General features: G+C 70.4%; 18 protein-coding genes and 1 pseudogene. 6 read left to right on the forward strand and 13 right to left on the reverse strand.

Annotated features, from left to right (window positions below; translation table 11 throughout):
• Positions 1 to 5 precede the first annotated feature (5 nt).
• From FRAQA3DRAFT_RS10120 to FRAQA3DRAFT_RS10150, 7 genes and pseudogenes are all read right to left on the reverse strand, one after another.
• Positions 6 to 923, reverse strand: coding sequence for an ABC transporter permease (locus FRAQA3DRAFT_RS10120; protein ID WP_009738961.1), 918 nt, complete (start codon positions 921 to 923; stop codon positions 6 to 8).
• A complete protein-coding gene (locus tag FRAQA3DRAFT_RS10125) occupies positions 920 to 1,915 on the reverse strand; it encodes an ABC transporter permease (protein ID WP_009738962.1) in 996 nt (331 codons plus the stop codon). The genes FRAQA3DRAFT_RS10120 and FRAQA3DRAFT_RS10125 overlap by 4 nt, the downstream gene beginning before the upstream one ends.
• Positions 1,908 to 3,551, reverse strand: coding sequence for an ABC transporter substrate-binding protein (locus tag FRAQA3DRAFT_RS10130; RefSeq protein ID WP_009738963.1), 1,644 nt, complete (start codon positions 3,549 to 3,551; stop codon positions 1,908 to 1,910). Before FRAQA3DRAFT_RS10130 ends, FRAQA3DRAFT_RS10125 begins: the two co-directional genes overlap by 8 nt.
• 338 nt (positions 3,552 to 3,889) lie before the next feature.
• On the reverse strand, positions 3,890 to 4,891 hold the full coding sequence (locus tag FRAQA3DRAFT_RS10135) for a hypothetical protein (RefSeq protein WP_009738964.1): 1,002 nt from the start codon (positions 4,889 to 4,891) through the stop codon (positions 3,890 to 3,892).
• Positions 4,888 to 6,270 (reverse strand): phosphotransferase, encoded by a 1,383-nt coding sequence (locus tag FRAQA3DRAFT_RS10140; protein ID WP_009738965.1) that lies wholly within the window; start codon positions 6,268 to 6,270, stop codon positions 4,888 to 4,890. The genes FRAQA3DRAFT_RS10135 and FRAQA3DRAFT_RS10140 overlap by 4 nt, the downstream gene beginning before the upstream one ends.
• A 279-nt stretch (positions 6,271 to 6,549) precedes the next feature.
• Positions 6,550 to 7,156, reverse strand: a pseudogene (locus FRAQA3DRAFT_RS38625) (NADPH:quinone reductase); the annotation flags it as partial.
• Entirely contained in the window at positions 7,096 to 8,610 is a 1,515-nt protein-coding gene (locus FRAQA3DRAFT_RS10150) for an MFS transporter (protein WP_009738966.1), read from the reverse strand. The gene FRAQA3DRAFT_RS10150 and the pseudogene FRAQA3DRAFT_RS38625, both read right to left, overlap by 61 nt.
• Positions 8,611 to 8,666: 56 nt before the next feature.
• Here FRAQA3DRAFT_RS10150 and FRAQA3DRAFT_RS10155 point away from each other — a divergent pair, with 56 nt between their 5' ends.
• A complete protein-coding gene (locus FRAQA3DRAFT_RS10155; RefSeq protein WP_009738967.1) occupies positions 8,667 to 9,647 on the forward strand; it encodes a helix-turn-helix transcriptional regulator in 981 nt (326 codons plus the stop codon).
• Here FRAQA3DRAFT_RS10155 and FRAQA3DRAFT_RS32880 read toward each other — a convergent pair.
• Positions 9,573 to 10,229 (reverse strand): MBL fold metallo-hydrolase, encoded by a 657-nt coding sequence (locus FRAQA3DRAFT_RS32880; RefSeq protein WP_009738968.1) that lies wholly within the window; start codon positions 10,227 to 10,229, stop codon positions 9,573 to 9,575. The genes FRAQA3DRAFT_RS10155 and FRAQA3DRAFT_RS32880 overlap by 75 nt on opposite strands.
• 163 nt (positions 10,230 to 10,392) lie before the next feature.
• A complete protein-coding gene (locus tag FRAQA3DRAFT_RS10160; protein ID WP_009738969.1) occupies positions 10,393 to 11,352 on the reverse strand; it encodes an aldo/keto reductase in 960 nt (319 codons plus the stop codon).
• A gap of 82 nt (positions 11,353 to 11,434) precedes the next feature.
• Here FRAQA3DRAFT_RS10160 and FRAQA3DRAFT_RS10165 point away from each other — a divergent pair, with 82 nt between their 5' ends.
• A complete protein-coding gene (locus FRAQA3DRAFT_RS10165) occupies positions 11,435 to 11,887 on the forward strand; it encodes a hotdog fold thioesterase (RefSeq protein ID WP_009738970.1) in 453 nt (150 codons plus the stop codon).
• A 33-nt stretch (positions 11,888 to 11,920) separates the two neighbouring features.
• The gene (locus FRAQA3DRAFT_RS10170) at positions 11,921 to 12,406 is read left to right on the forward strand and encodes a MarR family winged helix-turn-helix transcriptional regulator (RefSeq protein WP_009738971.1); all 486 of its coding nucleotides are present in this window, start codon (positions 11,921 to 11,923) and stop codon (positions 12,404 to 12,406) included.
• 54 nt (positions 12,407 to 12,460) lie between these two features.
• On the opposite strand, the gene FRAQA3DRAFT_RS10175 is transcribed toward FRAQA3DRAFT_RS10170, so the two are convergent.
• Complete coding sequence (locus tag FRAQA3DRAFT_RS10175) at positions 12,461 to 12,850, reverse strand: 3-oxoacyl-[acyl-carrier-protein] synthase III C-terminal domain-containing protein (RefSeq protein WP_035920794.1); 390 nt, start codon at positions 12,848 to 12,850, stop codon at positions 12,461 to 12,463.
• A 1,039-nt stretch (positions 12,851 to 13,889) separates the two neighbouring features.
• Here FRAQA3DRAFT_RS10175 and FRAQA3DRAFT_RS10180 point away from each other — a divergent pair.
• Positions 13,890 to 14,816 (forward strand): hypothetical protein, encoded by a 927-nt coding sequence (locus FRAQA3DRAFT_RS10180; protein ID WP_009738972.1) that lies wholly within the window; start codon positions 13,890 to 13,892, stop codon positions 14,814 to 14,816.
• Between the two features lie 186 nt (positions 14,817 to 15,002).
• On the opposite strand, the gene FRAQA3DRAFT_RS10185 is transcribed toward FRAQA3DRAFT_RS10180, so the two are convergent.
• From FRAQA3DRAFT_RS10185 to FRAQA3DRAFT_RS37045, 3 genes are all read right to left on the reverse strand, one after another.
• Positions 15,003 to 16,697: an MDR family MFS transporter gene (locus FRAQA3DRAFT_RS10185; RefSeq protein WP_009738973.1), complete on the reverse strand. Its 1,695-nt coding sequence runs from the start codon at positions 16,695 to 16,697 to the stop codon at positions 15,003 to 15,005.
• 207 nt (positions 16,698 to 16,904) lie between these two features.
• Entirely contained in the window at positions 16,905 to 17,321 is a 417-nt protein-coding gene (locus FRAQA3DRAFT_RS10190) for a hypothetical protein (RefSeq protein WP_009738974.1), read from the reverse strand.
• A 128-nt stretch (positions 17,322 to 17,449) separates the two neighbouring features.
• Positions 17,450 to 17,947, reverse strand: coding sequence for an SDR family NAD(P)-dependent oxidoreductase (locus FRAQA3DRAFT_RS37045; protein ID WP_232291996.1), 498 nt, complete (start codon positions 17,945 to 17,947; stop codon positions 17,450 to 17,452).
• Between FRAQA3DRAFT_RS37045 and FRAQA3DRAFT_RS10195 the strand changes: the two genes are divergently transcribed.
• On the forward strand, positions 17,924 to 18,727 hold the full coding sequence (locus tag FRAQA3DRAFT_RS10195) for an alpha/beta fold hydrolase (protein WP_009738975.1): 804 nt from the start codon (positions 17,924 to 17,926) through the stop codon (positions 18,725 to 18,727). The two genes, FRAQA3DRAFT_RS37045 and FRAQA3DRAFT_RS10195, sit on opposite strands and share 24 nt — an antisense overlap.
• Positions 18,727 to 19,977, forward strand: a complete 1,251-nt coding sequence (locus FRAQA3DRAFT_RS10200; RefSeq protein WP_035920798.1) for a PP2C family protein-serine/threonine phosphatase — start codon at positions 18,727 to 18,729, stop codon at positions 19,975 to 19,977. The genes FRAQA3DRAFT_RS10195 and FRAQA3DRAFT_RS10200 overlap by 1 nt, the downstream gene beginning before the upstream one ends.
• Positions 19,978 to 20,161 lie beyond the last annotated feature (184 nt).

A 20,161-nucleotide genomic window follows, 5' to 3' on the forward strand; every position in this document is an offset into this window, starting at 1 on the left:
GGTCATCAGCGCGGGCCGGTCGGGGTGTCGAAGGCCTGGGAGATCCGGTTGAGGGCCAGGACGGTCAGCACGACGGCGAGGCCGGGCGCGGCCGTCATCCACCAGGCGGTGTCCAGATAGCCCCGACCACCCGCGACGAGCGCCCCCCACTCCGGGGTCGGCGGCTGGGCGCCGAAGCCGAGGAATCCCAATGCGGACACTGCCAGGATCGCCCCGCCGAAATCCAGCGCGGTCAGCGCGAGCACGGCGCCCCTGGTGTGGGGCAGGATGTGGCGGCGCAGCACCGACAGCCGCCGCGCGCCCGCGACGAGGGCAGCCTCGACATACGCCTGCTCCCGCACCCGCAGCACCTCCGCGCGCATGAGCCGGGCGAAGCCCGCGACCGAGCTCGTGCCGACCGCGAGGGCCGTCTGGACGGGGCCGAAGCCGAACGTGGTCACCAGCGTTGTCGCCAGGAGCAGGGACGGCACGGCGAGCAGCACGTCGACGAGCCGCATGACCGCGGCGTCGAGTGCCCCACCGACGAAGCCCGCGGTCAGGCCCACGAGCGACCCGGCGATCAGACCGACCAGAACGGCGATGGCCGCGCAGGACAGGGACAGCCCCGCCCCGTGCACGACCCGCGCGAACAGGTCGCGGCCGAGTTGGTCGGTGCCGAACGGGTGCGTGCCGTCGGGCGAGTGCAGCTTCGCGGTGGGCCGTACCCGCAGTGGGTCTGCGCCGGTGAACGCGGCGGGGGCCAGCGCCGCCGCGACGGCCACCGCGACGACGACGACGCAGGCCGCGAGTATCGGCTGGCGCAGGACACCACGACAGATCTCCCGGCCCCGCCGAGACAGGCCGGTCCGACGCCGCTGCGCCGGTGGCCCACCGAGGCCCCCGTCGTGCGCAACGGACTCGGACGGCACCCCGAGCCCGCTCATCGGCGTCTCACCATGGCCACCGTGACCTGCGGGTCGAGGAGGTGGTACGCCAGATCGACCAGGAGGTTGACGGTGACGAACACGACCGCGAACAGCACGACCAGGGCCTGCACGACCGGGATGTCCTTCGAGGTCACGGCGGCCTCGACCACACGGCCCAGACCGGGGCGGGAGAACACGGTCTCCACCACGACGGACCCCGCCAGCAGGTTGCCGACCAACACCCCGGCGACCGCCAGCACCGGCGGCAGCGCGTTGCGCAGGGCGTGACGCAGGTGGATGCGCCACCGGCCGAGTCCCTTCGCCCGCGCGGTTGTCACGTGCGGATCGGCCAGGACTCGCCACAGGCTCTGCGCCAGCATCCGCGCGAGAAACGCGGCGGTCGGCACCGACAACGTGATCGCGGGCAGGATCAGGCCCCGCGGCCCGTCGTCGCCGAAGGCAGGCAGCAGGTGCCAGCGAAAGGACAGCACCTGCAGAAGGACCAGCCCGATGAAGAACGACGGGACGGCTACCCCGAGTGCCGGAAGTGCCAGCAGAAACCGCTGCAACCAGCGGACGCGGGTGACGGTGGCACCGAGCGCCAGCGCCCAACCGACGAGCACGGCCAGCAGGAGCGCGGCGCCGGCGAGCTCGAGGGTCGACGGCAGTGCGCCGCCGATGATGTCGAGCGCCGACTGGCCGCGCTGCAGCGACCGGCCGAAGTCCAGGTGCAGGGCATGCCAGAGGTTCGTCAGATACTGGGCGGGGGGCGGCCGGTCGACGCCGTACTCCGCCCGCAGCTGGGCTATCTGCTGTGCGGTCACCGAGATGACGCCGCTGCTGCTCACCATCATCTCGACCGGATCCCCGGGAACGAGGTAGAGGATGACGAACGACAGCGTGTACGCCGCCCACACGACGAACACCGAATGCGCCAGCCGGACGGCCAGGTAACGCCCGACCACGCCGCCCCGTCCCAGTTCGGGGGCGACCGCGACCAGCTCAGCCATTGCCCAGCCAGGTGTCGTAGAGGAACAGGTTCGCGGAGGCGGTGAAGGCGAATCCGCGTACGTCCTTCGCCAGTCCCACCACGGCCGGGATCTCGTACACCGGCACCGTTATGCCGGCGTCGACGGCGAGTCGCTGCGCCTCGTCGACCACCTTCCTGCGCTGCGCGTCGTCCACGGTCGCCGCCTGCCGGGCCAGGGCGGCGTTGAGGCGGTCCGCGGGAGACCCGGGCGCCGGCGGGACGACGGGCCCAGGCAGCACGATCTTGGCCCGGAGGATGTCGGGATCCGTCCGGAAGGCCCCGGCGCCCCAGGCGTAGTCACCGATTCCGCGCTGCATCGCCGGGAAGGCCTGCCCGGTCACGAACTGCCGTAGCGTCAGCTCGATGCCCACCTGGCGCAGTTGTTGCTGGATCAGCTCCAGCACCTCCTGGTCGGGGCCGCCGTTGGTCGTCCAGGCGACCGCGAGGGTCAGCCGCTGCCCGCCGCGCCGCCGGATCCCGTCCGGCCCCGCCGTCCACCCCGCGGCGTCGAGCAGCTTCCTGGCGCCGGCCGGATCGTAGGCGAGGGAAGCGCCGAGGTCGGCGTAGCCCGGGGTCGAGGCGGACAGGATGCTGGTCGCGACCTTGTAGTCGTCGCTGAGCACCGTGCCGACGACCTCCGCACGGTTGACCGCCTTGACCACGGCACGCCGGACACTCGAGTCGTCGATGGCGGGCCGGGAGACGAACGGGTTCACGGACAGGCACGCGACCACCCCAGGGATGATCTTCCTGGCGACGGTGAGGCCAGCCTGCCGGACCTGGGAGGTGTCCTGCACCGGCAACGCGGTCACCCCGCCGACCTGGCCGGATCTGAGCGCACCGGCCCGCACCCCGCCGTCGGGGATGATCGAATAGGTGATCTTGTCCAGATAGGCGTCGCCGGTGTGCCGCGCGGTCGCCGGGCCCCAGCGGTAGCCGGCACGCCGATGCACGGTGACGGACTGCCGGGGCACATAGGAGTCCAGCACGAACGGCCCGGATCCAATGATCCCGGAGACGCAGCGGTCGGCCAGCGGCCGGGCGAGCGTGGCCGAGGACAGCAGCCCCAGGCTCACCGTCGACGTCGCCTGCAGGAACTGCGCGTTGGGCTGGCCGAAGCGCACCCTGGCGGTGAGCGGGTCGATGACGTCCGTCCCGCGGTAGCCGGCGAGGTAGCTCGCCGCCAGTGGGGCCCGTCCGCCCGCCCGGACGACCGCGTCGAAGTTGTCCCGCACCGTGGTCGCGGTCAACGCCGAACCATCACTGAACGTGACCCCCGACCGCAGGTGGAACGTGAACCCCGCGGCGTCCGGGCTGACCTGCCACGACGTGGCGAGCCACGGAACGATCGCGTTCGTCTTCGGGTCCTGCGCGGTCAGCGAGTCGACGATCGATCGCTCGATGTTGATCGCGTCGGCGATCCCCGACTGCTGAGGATCGAGGCAGACCGGATCAACACCGAGGCCGAGGCGCAGGTTCCCCCCCGTCCGCGGCGACCCGTCGCCCCCGGCACCCGCCGGACCACCGCTGCCACCGCACCCGGCGAGACCGAATCCGAGCGTGGCGGCCAGTCCAACAGAAAGTACATGAACGGACCAGAAACCGCGCGTTACCACGAAAAGATCCCCCAGATTTTCCGACAGGTACCGGCCGTGACGACAAAGCGGGGATTCAGTCGTTCCCGGTTTCGACGTCCTCGGAATCGCGATCGCCCGTACGACTTCGACAATTCTCTCGGACGTCACTTAAGCGAGCCTAAAATGGAAGGGAGCGGCAATTGCGAAGCCGTTCCCCGAGCTCTTTCCCGGCCATCGCCTCGACTCGAGCCGCCGCCCTCGCCTGAGGCTCATCGACTGGCGCCGGCGAGGCCGGAGGCGACAGCCACCGTGCGACGACGTCGGCGTCGTCCGCCACGCCTCGCCGTCGGCCAGGTCCGCCGCCAGGCTCCCCCGCCCTATCCCCCGGCGACCCGGGGCAAGGTCGCGCCGGTGTCGAGCAGGCCGATCAGCCAGCCCGGCGTGGCCCCCAGGTAGAGCGCGTTGCACAGGACCGCGACCGTGGCCGCCTCGGGGTCCTGGTTGATCAGCGCGACGAACGCGGCCAGGCCCGCCGCCTCCAGGCCGAACGTCAGAATCGAACTCCAGCGGATGGTCTCGGAGAAGTAGGCGTCGGTCCAGACGTCCTGGGCCTCCCCACCCCAGGTGGTGTTCCCGAAGGCCACCGCGCGGGCCCAGATGTCGCGCAGGTCGGCCTGGGTGTCCTCGCCGACGATCGCCTTCTCGTAGGCGTCCGGGTCGGCGGCGACGGCCCGCTCGAACGCGGAGCGCCAGACCTTCAGATAGTCCGGGGTCGGCAGGTCGTAGTCGACCCGCATGAAGTGACGCGCGTTGATGCGCACCGCCGACGGCCTGGGCGCTCGGTGCGGGCGGCGCTGACCGATCGGCGGGTCCTCGGTCTTCACGACCTGCACCCCGGCGTTGTAGGCGATGCCGTGGACGGGACCCGACGGTGCGTCCTCCCGCAGGATCGAGGGCAGGATCTCCAGGCAGCGTTCGCCGCCGTCGCGCAGGGCCGCCAGCCGCTGCCCCATCTGCGCGACGATGCCCTGTTCGACCTCGGCGAACGGCGGCGACAGGGCGATGCCGAGCCGCTCGATGACCGGCGGCATCCCCCAGTGCTCGCGCAGCTCCATGCCGCCCCAGTAGCTGGAGGCCAGGATCGCCCAGGCCTGCTCGCCGACCTCGTCGGCGGAGACCGTGCCCCGCATGATCGGGCCGGACAGCCGGTCGGTCATCCAGCCGTTGAGCCCGACCCAGTACGCCTGCGGGGTCGCCATCGTGGCCGCCGTGGGCGCGAACTCGGCCACGAGGCGGTCCACGAGCGCCGGCGCGGCGGGCATCACCGCGGCCAGTTCCGCCAACAGCGGTGGCCCGTCGCCGTCAATGTGCAAGGTCATGCGTGCCTCCTGGACTGGCCCTCGGCCTGCCAGGCGTCTGCGGTGAGCGGTTGCAGACTCAGGTGGATGAGCTTCTCGTGCCGGGCACCCGTGCCGGCGATGAGGAACTGCTGGCGCTGCGTCCAGCGGTGGAAGTACTGCACCAGCGCAACATCGAGGTCCGGGGAGGCGCGCAGCACGAACTGCTCCAACGCCGCCTCGGCGGTGGCGAGATCCGGCTGGCGGGTGCCGAGCAGCTCGGAGATCTCCTCGACGGCGGCGCCTTCCAGATCGGCGCCGAAGGCGTGGACGTGCTCGGCGAACCGGGTCACGGCGCGGGCGCTGTCCGCCCGGAAGCCCTCGTAGGCGCTGGCGGTGGGCCATTCGTCAAGCAGCGACATCAGGTTGGTGTAGGCGGCGCTCGAGTAGGACGACGGGCGCTGTGCGGGTGCTTCGACGGTGGGCAGCGGCGCGCCCGCGACCGCGGCGATGGCTTCCAGCGCCCAGCGGCCACAGCCGACGAGCCAGGTGAAGTACTCCAGCCAGCTGTCCCCGGGGGCGGGGTTGCGCACGGAGTCCTCCCACTGGAACGGGGTCATCAGCGACCAGCCGGCGGTGTGGAACTCCACGGCGTCGCGGTCGACCGGCTCGCCGGTGACGGCCTCGTACCGGCGGGCGATCCGGCCGATGTCGCCGAGGGGCTCCTCGCAGTCACGGCTGCGCATCGCGGCGAACTCGGCGATCGGGTCGCCGATGTAGGCGGCCTCGAAGTCGATCAGGCCGGTCATCCTGCCCTGCTCGAACAGGAACTGCGCCGCGTCGGCCTGGATGAGCCCCTGCTGCGTGCGCCCGGCCGGGACGTTGCGGCACAGCCACCGCCACATGAACTCGATCATCGGGCTGGGCGCGGTCTTGGCCCGGCGGTAGTTGCGCTCGCCGGTGGCGTACATGTTCAGCGCCGCGGCCCGGTTGTCCGCCGGGACGGGCAGGCCGAGTGCCCCGAACTCGTTCACGTCGATCGCGTGCATGCGGCACATGGCGTCGACGTACTGGTCCAGCACGGCCTCGCGTTCGGCGTCGTCGAGCGCGGTGGCAAGGTTGACCCGGCCGGGCAGCCGGTCCATGACGATCGCGGGCGGGTCGTCGATCATCCCGTGGACGCGCGGGACGGGCACGCCGTGCCGGTGGAGCACCCGGTTGATGTCGGCCTCCTGCCCGAGAGTGATCATCTCCCGGAAGTTGCCGCCGCGATGGCCGCGCACGTAGTAGCTGCGCAGCTCCCCCTGATTCTTCAGCTCGGCGAACCAGGCGGCGCGCCACCGCTCCTGCCGCTCGAAGGCCACGACGGTGCCGTCGAGCTCCCGCTCCAACCAGGCCCTGACCTGCTCATCCTGGCTCACGGTTCTCCCTCCGTGTACGTCTCGGCGAGGCTACGGGATCTTTCCTGGTGGAACATCCTCAATCCGCGCGCATGGCACGTTCGAGCCAGTCCACGGCGGCCCGCGCGTCAACTCGACGTTGCCGAGGTCCATGCGTCAACCGGAGGCCGACGGCAGCTGTCGCACTGCGCGCAGCGACGACATGGCACGCCCCCGTCCCACCGCTGGTCAGCGGGGAGGGCCCCGCCACCAGGGCGGGCACCTCGCCGGCGGTCTACCTGGGCACGGCGGCGTACGCGATCAGCCGGGGCGGTGCGCGAAGACGGTCTTTCCGACGGTGATACCGGCACGCAGGTCGGTGAGCACCATGGCCGCGCGCTGGATGGGCACGACGTCCGAGACGCGGACGGCGACCTCACCGGTGGCGACCAGGCGCAGGGCGCGGCGCAGGTAGCCGCCGACGAGTTCGGGCTGGGTGGCGCTGAGCGCGCCGAGATTGAAGCCCAGCCTGAGCGCCTCCTGCCGCTTCGCCTCGCTTCCCACGACGCCGACCACCCGCCCCGCGCCGACCACCCGCCCCGCGCAGCCTGGCCACCTGGCCGAGCTGTGAGCCGAGGCCGCCCGCCGCGGCCTGGACGAGCACGGACTCCCCGGCACGCAGGTAGCCGACCCGTTCGAGCGAGAGCAGAGCGGTCGTGGTGTTCGACGGCACCGCCCTGGCCAGGGCGGGATCGAGCCCGGGGGGCAGCGGCGCGACGAGCACCGCGTTGGTCACCGCCACCTCTCCGTAGGCGCCACCGGTGTCGATCGTCAACGCGGCGACCGCCTGCCCGGGCTCGAGGCCGGTCACACCCGGTCCGAGCTCGCGGACGCGGCCTGACGCTTCGATACCGGGAACCCACGGCAATCGACATCGTCGCCAACAGGGCGAGCGACCACCGGCGCCGCCGCGGGCGCGGACCGCGGCCGCAGCAGGACCAGGGCGATGACCACGGCCACCGCCACGATGACGACATCGACGAGGACGCCGAGGTGCACGCCGTCGACTGTCCGCGCGGCGGTCGGCCCGGCGCCGAGGCGGGTCGCGGCGATCGTCGAGAGGACGGGCGTGCCGATGGTGAGGCCGAGCTGCTGCGCGGTGTAGGTGAGGCTGGTCGCCATCCCCTGTTCCTCGTCCGCCACACCCGAGGTGCCGATGACCATGTAGCCGACGACGGCGAAGACGTGGCCGAGCCCCACGACTCCCGTGGCCACCAGCAGGATCGCCAGCCCACCGTCGGTCCGGATCCCGAGCAGGGCGGCGGTGCTGACCGCCTGAAGGAGCAGACCGAGTACCAGCGTCATCTGGACGCCGAGGCGGGCGATGACCCGGGCCGCGAACAGGCCGCCGATCACTGCCATGCAGCCGAGCGCAGCGAAGGAGAAACCGGTGTCGAGGGGGGACAGGCCGCGAACCTGCTGCATGTAGAGGGTGAGCAGAAACACCACGCCCGTCACCATCGAGAAGGTGACCATGCCGGTCAGGTTTCCCCAGATGACGGTGCGCCGCCGCAGGATGCGCAGATCGATCAGTGGCGCGGCGATCCGTGACTCGATCAGCGGGAACATGATCAGCAGCACCGCCCCGGCGACGATGGTGCTGCCAGTCACCGGGTCGCCCCAGCCGGCCCGCTCACCCGAAGTGACCCCGAAGATGAGCAGAAGCAGGCCACCGGTGACGGTGATCGCGCCGGCGACGTCCAGTCGGGGGGTCTCCAGGTTACGGCTCTCCCGGATCAGGATCGTCGCGCCGACGAGTGCGAGCAGCCCGAACGGAACGTTGATGAACAGGGTGGAGCGCCAGCTCGTCAGCTCCGTGATGACCCCGCCCAGGACCACGCCGATCAGGAATCCGAGGGAAAGCAGCGTGCCGTTGATCCCCAGAGCGCGGGCACGCAGCTTGCCCTCCGGGAAGGACGTGGTGAGCAGCGACATCGCCGCGGGGGTGAGCATCGCCGACGCCACGCCCTGGCCCGCCCGGGCGGCCAGCAGCATGCCGGGCGATACCGACAGACCCCCGACCAGGGAGGACGTGATGAAAAGCGCCATGCCCGCGAGGTACCACCGTCGGCGGCCGTAAAGATCTGCGGCCCGACCGAACAGGAGCAGCAGTCCGCCGGAGGGCAACGCGAAGGCAGTGATGATCCACTGCAGGTCCTTGACCTGAAAGTGGAGATCATCACCGATCTTCGGTAGCGACACGCTCAGAATGGAGAAGTCCAACGCGAGCATGAACTGGGTGCCGCACAATAGGACAACCACCAGCCACTGCCTGGTACCGAACCGGGCCGGCGCATCGTTCTCCAGTGAATCCATGGTCATACGACGAGACTCGCGCAGGCCGGCCCTCTTGAGAAGCTGGAGATTATCCTACCCCTGTGAGTACCACCCAGGATCCGACGCCCACCCGACCGCGTCGCCGAGATGATCTACGTCACTTCCTTAAGATTGCACGGGCAAGGTTGTCGCCGGAGGACGTCGGACTGGCGGGCGGTGGTCGGCGCCGCACACCCGGCCTTCGCCGTGAGGAGGTGGCGGTGCTGGCCGGTATCGGCACCTCGTGGTACGTGGCGTTGGAACAGGGGCGTGACATCACGGTCTCGGCCAACGTCCTGAACGCGATCAGCTCCGCGCTACGCCTGTCTCCGCTGGAACGGGACTACCTCTATCGTCTGGCCGGGGTCAGTCCTCCCCAGGCCGTACTACGCGAGATGCCCACCGCGGAATGGCTGACCCGCCTGGTGGACCACTGGATGCCGAGCCCGGCCCATGTCATCGACCAGTACTGGGACATACTGGCGACAAATCGCTCGGCCCGGGAGGTTTTCGGGTTCACCGCCGAGGACCACAACTGCCTGGTGTCCTTTTTCGTCAACCGGTCCTACCGGGAGCGGATCGGGAACTGGGACGAGCTCGCCCTGAATCTCGTCGCGGAGTTCCGCCGCGACGTGGCGCGTTTCCCGGAAAATACTCGGTGCGACCGGCTGGCAGCCCGGCTCCAGCGGATCAGCCCGGAGTTCGCCGACCTGTGGGCGCGTCACGAGGTGACGGCGACGACGCGGAACATCAAGGAGGTCAACCATGCAGCCATCGGGCGCCTGGTCTTCGACTCCATCACGCTGCACCTGCCGGACCGGCCCGACATCCGGCTGATCCTGCATACTCCCAGGTCCGGCACCAGTACCGGTCACAAGGTGGCCGGCCTGCTCGGACGGCCCGACACCGACGACGGCGCCCAGGCGGCAGGGATCATGCACCAGGGGCCGCCGGGTACCGTCGCGGTATCAGCGCCGCAGGTTCAGGAACGGTTGACGCCGACGTTCCTGCCGGACGGTCGAGGAATCCCCGTGACCGGGTAGCAGCGAGCCGCCGTCCGGCATCGGTCCGAACACCTCGGCGACCGCCTCCTGCAACGACCGGAGGTTACCCGAAAAGGCCTGGCCGATAGATCCGGCGAACAGCGCGTCCCCGGTGAGCAGGACGTCGTCCTCGGCCGTGCAGTGGAGAATGACCGAACCCGGAGTATGGCCTCCGACGTGATGGCTGTGCACGGTGATCCCGGCTATGGACAACGGCGATTCCGGTCCGGGGAGATGGCGTACGTCGGTCGGCTCACGGTGGGGATGCCCCTCCAGCAGATCCGCCGGAAACGAGTCCGGAAGTCCGGCCTCGGGCACGCCGAGCATGAAGCGGTCGCCCGGATGAATGTAGACCGGTATGTCAAAATCCCGACAGAGGGGGACGGCGTCCCAGGTGTGGTCCATATGGCCATGCGTGAGGAGCACGGCCTCGGGGACGAGCCGGTGCCCGGAGATCAGGGTCCGTATCTTCTCGGCGGATCGTTGACCGGGATCGACGATCAGGCAGCCGCTTCCGGGGGCTGGCGCGATAATGTACGCGTTCGTCGTGAAGGAGCCGGCGGGGAAATCAAGGACGAGCACGGAAGATCACTCCTTGGCCGGCAGCGGGTCAGAGCGGCGGCCGATCATCGGAAGAAGGATCCATCTATCCGGTTGCCCCCGCCGCGTCGACTAGATCGTGTGACAGTTTCAAAGGATTGCCGTCCGCTGGGCAGGAAAGCCCAGCGGACGGCCGGCGAGGCGCTCAGTACCGGGTGCCCCGCGGTGCGGGAAGATTGTCGAACAGCGCAAGCGCGTCCTCGGACAGCAGCAGGTCGGCCGCCCGAAGGTTGTCCTCGAGGTAGCGCATCGTCTTCGTGCCGGGAATCGCGACCACGTGCTCGCCCTGATGCAGCACCCACGCCAGCGCCACCTGCGCCGCGGTGACGTTGCGCCGGGCGGCGAGCTCACGCACGGGCTGGACGATCGCCTGGTTCGCGGCGATCGCCTCCGCCTGGAAGCGGGGTGTGGCATGGCGACCGTCGACCACCGGCAGGTCGCCGCTGCCGCTGATCGTGCCGGCGAGGAATCCCCGACCCAGCGGCGAGTAGGCGATGAAGGTGATGTCGTGCTTGCGGCAGTACTCCAGCACGCCGTCGGACAACGGCTCCCGGCTCCACAGCGAAAGCTCGGACTGCACGCTCGCGACCGGGTGGATCTGCCGCGCGCGTTCGATCTCGTCCACGGTGGCCTCCGACAGCCCGATCGCCGTCGCCTTACCCGCGTGTACGAGCTCCGCCATGGCCCCCCAGGTGTCCTCGACGCCGACGGTGGGGTCGATCCGGTGAAGCTGGTAGAGGTCGACGTGGTCCGTCCCCAGCCGGCGCAGGCTCGCCTCGATCGCCGCGCGGATGTGCTCGGGGCGGCCGTCGCGATGGCTCGCGAACGTGGCGGGATCGTCCACCACCAGCCCACACTTGGTGGCGAGGACGACCTCGTCGCGCCGGCCGCGAAGGGCCTGGCCGACGAGCTCCTCGTTCGTGAACGGCCCGTACTGGTCCGCGGTGTCGATCAGGGTGCAGCCAAGCTCGATCGCCCGGTGGATGACCGACACGGACACGTCGTCGTCCCGGCCGAGCCGATCGTAGCCCCAGGACATGCCCATGCAGCCCAGACCAACGACGCCGACCGGCGGCCCGGAGCCGCCCAGCGAGATGACGCGCATCCGATTCCTCCCGGATTCCTTTACCAGTACCCTGTCATAAGACAGAATACAGTTTCATGGCGTCGGCGCGAGGAGGACCGCGATGGATGTCGACAGGCAGCGGCCCGAGGCGACACTCGGGCCGGTACCGGTGCTCCCGAGGTACGCCGCGGAGCAGCCTGCCGACCGGCTCGGCATCGTGGTGGAGACCTGCCGGCCCGACCTGGTGGTGGCGACGATGCCCGTCGCCGGCAACCGGCAGTCGATCGGCATCATGTACGGCGGCGCGAACGCGGCGTTCGCGGAGACGCTCGGCTCCCTCGCGGCCTGGGTGAACGCCGGCACGGACCGGATCATCGTGGGCCAGGAACTGTCCTGCACCCACCATCGCGCCGTCCGGCACGGCACGGTGACCGGCGTCTGCCGCCCCTTGCACGTGGGCGGCGGCACGGCGACCTACGAGATCGTCATCAGCGACGAGCGGGGGCGGCGCACCTGCACGGCCCGCCTGACCTGCGCGACCCCCCAGCCACGACGCCCCGCCCGCGCCACGTAGACCACCGTAGAGCGTGTGTGCAAGGCTGTTGAGATGTCGGACGCACCAACCAGCAGGGTTGTCCCTGCGATTTCCCCGGGCGCGGCCGTCGCCGCCGAGCGGTTGGGGCACGCGATCAAGCGGGCCGAGCAGGCCATGATCGCCCGCAAGACGCGGGTGCTGCGTCGGTTCGGGCTCACGGTGCCGCAGTATGCCGCCCTGCTGCTGCTCGCCTCGATGGAGGGGATGTCGGCGGCCCAACTGGCGCGGGAGTGCATGGTCACCCCGCAGACGATGGCGACGATCCTGCTCAACCTGGAGCGCGGTGGCCTGATCGAGCGGCACGGCTCGGCGTTGCACCAGAAGGTCGTCGTCAACGCCCTGACCGCACGCGGTCGTAGCCTCGTCGAGGAGGCCGACGAGGTGATCCTGCGAGTCGAGGGGGCGCTGAGCGCGGCCTACTCCGACACCGAGCGGGCGGCATTCGACGAGTTCCTCGAACGCAGCGTCACGGTGATGAACAGTCTCGACGAGGCCTGACGCCGGGTCCGGCGACCCGACCCGCGCACCCCCGCCGGCGTGCCGGCGGGGGTGTCAGTACCAACGGATCAGCACCGCTCCCGCGGTCATGCCTCCACCGACGCAGGCCAGCAGCACGACCTCGCCACGCTGAAGCCGGCGGCTCTGGTGGCTCAGGGCCAACGTCATCGGAACGGACGCGGCGGCGGTGTTGCCGTATCTGTCCGCGGAGATCTCGACGCGGTCCGGGTCGAAGCCCAGGTGCCGAGCCAGCCACTCGACCATCCGCACGTTTCCCTGGTGCAGGATGACCCGGTCGACCTCGTCCAGCGTGAGGCCCGCATTGTTCACACCCGTGCGCTCTTCTATCCATTCCGGTTCGGCACCGGTCCATTCAGCGATCCGACTGTTGTCGATTTCCGTTTCCGGCGCACAGCAGTCGACGCCCAGCACTCCGGTGCCCATCTCGCCCCTCATCGTCACCGATCATCATTTCTACCGTTTCACTTTATCGACTTCCCAACCTCCAGGGCGACGCGAAATTTGAGTGACGTACACCACCCGGACGGCCCGGACCGGCTTTTGGTGAGGTAGAAGAATTGCTCCATCCGGCCACTGGCCCAGCTCTGGCGCGTCGACGGGAATCCTCGCTTCACCCGTGCGTCCGAATGGACCCGGAGAAACAGTCGGCGGAACTTCCGGTGGTTTCCCAGAAAATATCGGGGTGACCCGTCGGTGCGGTGCCGCTCGGCCATGACCTTCGCCCGCGCGGTGAGAGGACGGGACCGGCGTCGATCCGCCGTCCGCACCGACACCGGCCCGGCCGGCCGGCGGAGCACCGGTCTGCGGACACCCGGTCTCCCCGCCCGAGAATCGTGATCATCAGACGATGAACGCAGCGCCGGGGTCACGACACCACACCCCGCCTCCGGCGGCGGCCGATGATCAAAATGCCACTGCGGACCAGCGATGGCGAAGAGAGCGGCGGCAGTCCAGGGTCACAGACCCGGGCCTACTTCCGGCGTCCCGCGGGTCGGTGATGCCGGACAGGGTCACCGCACCGTCCGTCCTGGCCGGGGAAAAATGCTCCGAAGCCCGCAGTCAACGATGTTCACCGCACGGCTGGAGAGTGGTACGGTGCCGCCGTGACCATCATTTCGCGACGCACTGCGCCCACCATGACTGACGGCGGACCACCTTTACGCGGGCCGCCGAGTAGCACGGACGGGCCGCCGAGTAGCACGGACGGGCCGTCGCGCGGCCCGGGGATCGTTCTGACCGAGTAGCCCGCCGATACAATTCCCTTTTGCCTCGCCGGACGTCGTACGCGCGGTATGCGGCGCCCTTCGCGGGCGGTCGAACGCCGTCGTCGGGGCCGACAACGCCGCGGTACATCCGGCGGATGTCCGGCGCGCGTGCGCCTCTTTTCTCGGCCGGTTCTTCGCGCCCGACATGTCAGGTGGCCGTTGTGGCGGGACTCCCGTGCGACGAGAGGAGACGAACAGTGACCGTGGATCCGAAGATCCTGGGCGGCGGCGGCGGAGCGGGCGGGGTGGACGTGACCCGCACCCGTCCCGCGCTGCTGGCGATCGAGCCCACCTTCGGTGCCGGCGTGCTCTGTCCGGCCGTCCACGCGGCGCTGCACCGGCTCGACCTCGGGCTCGACGACGTCGCGGTCGTGAACCTGGTGACGCGCGCCGCGCCGCTGGGCCCGGTGCCGGCCGACGTGGTGGTGGCGACCTTCTACAACGTCAGTCCCCGGCTGGTCGAGAGCGTCATTCCCGCCGTGTGGCGCACGGCGTCACCCGAGGCGATCCTCGCGGCGCAGCAGGCGGCGTTCGCGCCGGTGCTCGCCGCGGCGCTCGCGCCACTCGACCCGACGGAACTCGGCGAGCTCGCCGAACTCGCACGCGCGGCCAGCGAGACCGCCGCGGCGAACCGGGAGGGCCGCCCCCTGCTCGCCGGGCTCGCATCGCTGCCCTGGCCGCGCGAGGACCCTCTGGTGATCTGGCACGCCGCCAAGATGCTGCGCGAACACCGGGGCGACGGACACATCGCCGGGCTCGTCACCGAAGGGCTACGCGGAATCGACGCACTCGTCATCCACGCCGCCTACGAGGGGTGGCCCGGCGAGGCGCTGCGTGACTCCCGGCACTGGGACCCGCCGGCCTGGGACGCCTCGGTCGCGAACCTGCGCCGTCGGGGATGGCTGACCGAGGCCGAGACACCGGAGTCGACGCCGAAGCTGACGGCGCAGGGTCGCCGCCGCCGGCGCTGGATCGAGGACCGCACCGACGAACTCGCAGCGCTGGCCTACGAACCGATCGGCGACGCGGGCATGGACCGCATGATCGAACTCGGCGCCAAGGTCGTGGCCGCGCTGGGCGACGCCGGCCTCGCCACGAGACTGCGCCGCCCCGCCGCCAGGTAGCCGACCGCCCCCGCGGCGGCGTGGATCAGGAACGTGTCGCGGGGGCCGACCTCCAACTCCTCGACGGCGGTGTGCGCGGTCCGCCCGGCCCCCGACAGCCCGCCCGCAATCTCCCAGTCCAGCGCCGCCGGCCGGCGACGATCTGTAGCACCTCCGGAGATCCCGGGGCGAAGAATGCCGCAGCCCTCATGAGGAGTTCCTGTTCTGTCGGATTCCGTCGGACCGCACCGTCAGCACGTCCGAGTTCGGCTCGGGTGGGGCAGGGGCTGGCGCGGTGGTCCGCTGCTCCACCGTGGTCAGGGCGAGGACGGCCGCCACGGCCGCCAACGCCGCGATAATCCAGAAAACCGGGCCCAACGCGTCGGAGAAGCCCTCAAGAATGGGCCGGGCCAACCGCGGGTCCAGGCTGTCCAACGCAGAGGTGTCGTTCAGGTCGATGGCGGCGGTACCGGCGCGCAACGCCTCGACCACGGTACGGGTGTCCGGGTCGTTGACGACCGTCGGGTCGGCGAGGGCCGCGGCCACCGACGGCGTGGATTCGACGGCGCGGAAACTGTCGACGATCCGCCCCGTCGCGAGGGAGAAGAACAGTGCGACGAAAACCGAGGTGCCGACGACGCCGCCGATCTGCCGGGAGAACCCGTACAGACCACTGGCGACACCCAGGTGGTCCGGCGGGACGCTGTCCTGCAGGGCGCTGAGCACGGTCTGCAGGAACATCCCCTGGCCCAGGCCCATCATCGCGACCAACCCGACCATGGGCCAGGTCGGCGTCTCCGCTCCCACCATGGCGAGCGCGGCGTAGGACAGGCCCATGAGTCCGAGGCCCGGCACCAGGAGAATCCTGTGCCGGCCTGTGCGGGCGACGACCGGACCGCAGAGTTTCGCCCCCGCCGTCGTCGCGATCGACTGCGGCAGCAACAACAGACCGGCCGTGATCGGCGACATGCCCTTGACGATCTGGAGATACAGCGGGATCAGGGAGAGGGCGGTGAAAGCGCAGACACCACCGAGGAAGTTGACGACGTTGACCTTCGCGAAGGCGGGGGCGCGGAACAGGTCCAGGGGCAGCAGCGCCGTCTCCCCCGCCGCGCGCTCGACCATCAGGAACAGAACCAGCCCCAGTCCACCCAGGGCGTAGGCGACCCACGCCAGGCGAGATGACCAGCCCCATTCCCGACCCTGCTCGGCGACCAGCAGCAACGGCACCAGAAACAGGACCAGGCAGAGCGCCCCCGCGAAGTCGATGCGATGGCTGATCCGTGCCGGGCGGACCGTGTACAGCCGCCCGACGAGCACCAGGGCCATCAGCCCGATCGGCAGGTTCACCAGGAAGATCCATCGCCATCCCGCCAGCCCGAGCAGGCTGTCCATCCCGGCGAACAGACCGCCCGCCACAGGGCCGACCACGCTGGCGACGCCGTAGAGGACCCCGACGTTGGCCTGGTACCGGACGCGCAGATCCGGGGGGAACAGGTCGGCGATCGCGGCGAGAGCCAGGGACGCCAGTCCGCCCGCGCCCAGCCCCTGAATGCCCCGAAAGATCGCGAGCTGGTAGACCGAACCGGCGACCGCGCACAGCAGCGACCCGACCATGAACACCGAGGTTCCGATCAGATAAAGCTGTTTGCGCCCAAACAAATCCGACAGCTTGCCGTACAGCGGAGCCGAGATGGTCATGGTGATGAGATAGGAGCTGGTCACCCAGGCGAGCGCGGTGAGTCCGTGCAGTGAATCCGCGACGGTCCGCAGCGAGGTGACCATGATCATTCCGTCGAGCGCCGACATGAAGACGCCGATCAGGAGGCCGGCGAGGACCGCACGGGCGGCTCTGGGCGTCAGGTCGGGCTCGCTCGCGACAAGCACATGATCGGGAGGCATCGGGGCGGTCCCTCCGCAGGACGGGTCAGAACGGCCGCCGGCGAGCGGCCCCCTTGGGATGCGCTGCGCGACCGATACATGACCGAGCGGCGCGGGACCTCACAGTGCTACCTCAACTCCGGTTGAGGTCAAGCGCACGCCTTATCAACCGCTCACGTCACCTCGGCCCCACCCCGGCATGCCCAGGGGCCGGAATCCTCCGGATTGTTACAATTCGCGTCTGGTCTGCTCCAGGATGCCGTGGTGGTTGGTCGACCGTCCGGCGACCCCCGGAACCTCCCGCGGGGCATCGCCGCCGGGCGCAGGCGGAACGGGCCCGTCGCCGAGGACCCAGGCCAGCACGGCGGTATGACCGGCCGCGGCCGCACGTAAGTCGGCCCAGCCCCAGGTCAGCAGTCCACGCCGCAACCCGTGCACCATGGTCCGGAAGATCAACGGTCGGCCGTGGCTACCCGTGTCGTCGCTGGTCATCCCGGTCCAGAAGGTGTGGACCTGCACGCCGGTCCCCGCCACCACCACCGCATCCAACGCGACGTGGCCGTAACCGCACCGGCCGGACAACGTCTCCCACGCCGGCCTGCTCACCAGCTGGCCGGCCCTGTCGAAGTAGCGGGTGGTGGGCACCGACACCTCCAGACTGCCCGATATACCCGAATCGTCGCATGCTTTACGGCTCGTGCGCACTACTCCCTAACGGGTACCCCTGACGGCTCCTTCTCGGTCATCACGACGCGGTCAACACGACGCGGCCATCACGACGCGGCCATCACGACGCGGCCATCAGTGGCCTGCCGGCGCCGCGGCGGGGTGTTGACCGCGGGCAGGTGCACCATCGACATGCGCACTGCGCTGCCGTCGTGCAGCAGCTCGGCGCGGGCCGACTCGAAGAAGCCGCGGCAGGCGAACTTCGCCGCGCAGTACGGGGCCTGCAGCGGGATGCCGATGAAGGCGAGAGGTGTCGAAGCCGTGATCGGCCAGGGCGAGCGCCGTGGCTCGTCCGGCTCCCGCCGACGAGCGAGGCCGACAGCGGCGCGAACACGGGCGGTCCGGGTTCCGGGTTGTAGCGGGTGATCCCGCCGGGACGCTGCTTCACGCCCCGCCAGTGCAGATAGCGCCGGACGAACCCGGTTGGTCCGGTCGGTCGGGATTGCGGTACCTGCCTCGGCCCCGCGGCGAACGTTCCTCGCCGGGCCGCCTGCGGTGTCGCGGGTGAAGAATGTGCGGCTATGGACGTGCGGAGCAGGAATCATGTGATGATCACCGGCCGGGAGGGCGCCCCGGTCGTGATGCTGGCGCACGGGTTCGGCTGCGACCAGAACATGTGGCGTCTGGTGGTCCCCGCGCTGGCCCGCGAGTTCACCGTCGTCCTGTTCGATCATGTCGGCGCCGGCCGGTCCGATCTGTCGGCCTGGAACCCGCGCCGCTACGCCACCCTGGACGGCTATGCCGAGGATGTCGTGGAGATCTGCACGGAGCTCGCCGTCGGGCCGGTGACGTTCGTGGGTCACTCGGTGAGTTCCATGATCGGAGTCCTGGCCGCCGCCCGGCGGCCGGAGCTGTTCGCCCGGCTGGTCCTGCTCACCCCCTCCCCCTGCTACCTCGAGGACGGCGACTATCACGGCGGCTTCAGCGCCGCGGACATCGACGAGCTGCTGGCGTCGCTGGAGAGCAACTACCTGGGCTGGTCGGCCACGATGGCGCCGGTCATCATGGGCAATCCGGACCGACCCGAGCTGGGCGAGGAGCTGACGAACAGCTTCTGCCGCACCGACCCGGACATCGCCCGGTCCTTCGCCCGAGCGACCTTCCTGTCGGACAACCGGGCCGATCTCGGCCGGGTCCGGGTACCCACCCTGGTGGTGGAATGCTCGAACGACGCGATCGCGCCGACGGGCGTGGGGGCGTTTGTCCAGGCGAGTATCCCGGGCAGTGAGCTGGTGACGTTGACGGCGACCGGCCACTGCCCGCAGCTGAGCGCGCCGGAGGCCACGGCGGCGGCGATCGTCGCGTTCGCGGGCACCGGGCGGTGATGGGCGAGAGCGGAGGCGACGTGGTGTGCGCGGACTCCGATGATCAGATTCCGTTCGCCGCGCTGCTGGAGGACAGCCTCGAAGATCTGTACGACAACGCGCCCTGTGGCTACCTCTCCACCCTCCTGGACGGGCAGATCGCAAAGATCAACGCCACTCTGCTCGGCTGGCTGGGCTACCGGCGCGAGGAGCTGGTCGGGCGGCGCCGCTTCGCCGACCTGCTCACCGTCGGGGGGCGGATCTACCACGAGACCCATTTCGCCCCGCTGCTGCGCATGCAGGGCGAGATCAGCGGCATCGCGCTGGAGCTCAAGGCCGCCGACGGCACCCGGTTGCCGGTCCTGGTGACCTCGACGGTGCGGACCGGCGGCGACGGGCAGCCGCTGCTGATCCGCACCACGATCTTCGACGCGAGGGACCGTCGCGCGTACGAGACGGAGCTGCTGCGCGCCCGGCAGGAGTCCGAGCGCGAACGCGGACGCCTCCAGCGCCTGACCACCTCTCTGCAGCGAACCCTGCTACCCCCGGTCCTGCCGCCGGTGCCCGGCCTGGAGGTGGCCGCGCACTACCACATCGCCTCGCTCGACGAGGTCGGCGGAGACTTCTACGATCTGTTCCCCCTCGCCGCCGGCACCTGGGGGCTGTTCCTCGGTGACGTGCGCGGCAAGGGTGCCGCCGCCGCGGCCGTGACCTCCCTCGTCCGCTACACGCTGCGGGCCGCCGCCGTGTACGACCCGGATCCGGCCGCGGTGCTGGCCAATCTCAACACCGTCCTGTGCACCGAGTACCGCGACTACGAGCCACGCTTCTGCACGGTGATCTTCGGGCTGCTCACCCCGGACGCGGACGCCGGCGGCTTCACCCTCGCGTTGGCCAGCGGCGGCCATCCCCCGGCGCTGCTGCTGCGGGCCGACGGCACGGTCGCCTCTCTGTCCACCCCCGGCGGGCAGCTCATCGGCGTCCTGCCCGACGCCCGGATCTCCACCACCCGCGGGCGCCTCGCAGCCGGCGACACCCTGCTGCTCTACACCGACGGGCTGACCGAGGCCCGCACCGCCGGCGCCGGCCAACGCCGCTACGGCGACGACGCGCTGTTCGACCTCGCCGCGGGCCTCGCCCCCACCACCGCGGCGGCAACCGTCGACACCCTGGTCGGCCTGTTGAACGGCTTCGGCGACGGACTGGACGACGACACCGCGATCCTGGCCCTCAGCGTGCCGGCCGAAGGACGACGAAGACCGTCTACCTAACCGGGGCGCGCAACGGCTCTTGCCCGCCCTGCGGTCGCGCGGCCGAAGGGCGGATCGGTCTGAGCGCCGCCCCTGCCCAGTGCGACACTTCGGGCAGCGGACAGACCCGCGGGCTGCGTGACCCGGATCCAGTTTCCGGCCCCCGTTTATCCCGCCCCGAGGTCGGGGCCGCTGAGAGGACGGA

It is taken from the genome of Frankia sp. QA3, from assembly GCF_000262465.1.
Classification (GTDB): Bacteria; Actinomycetota; Actinomycetes; order Frankiales; family Frankiaceae; genus Frankia.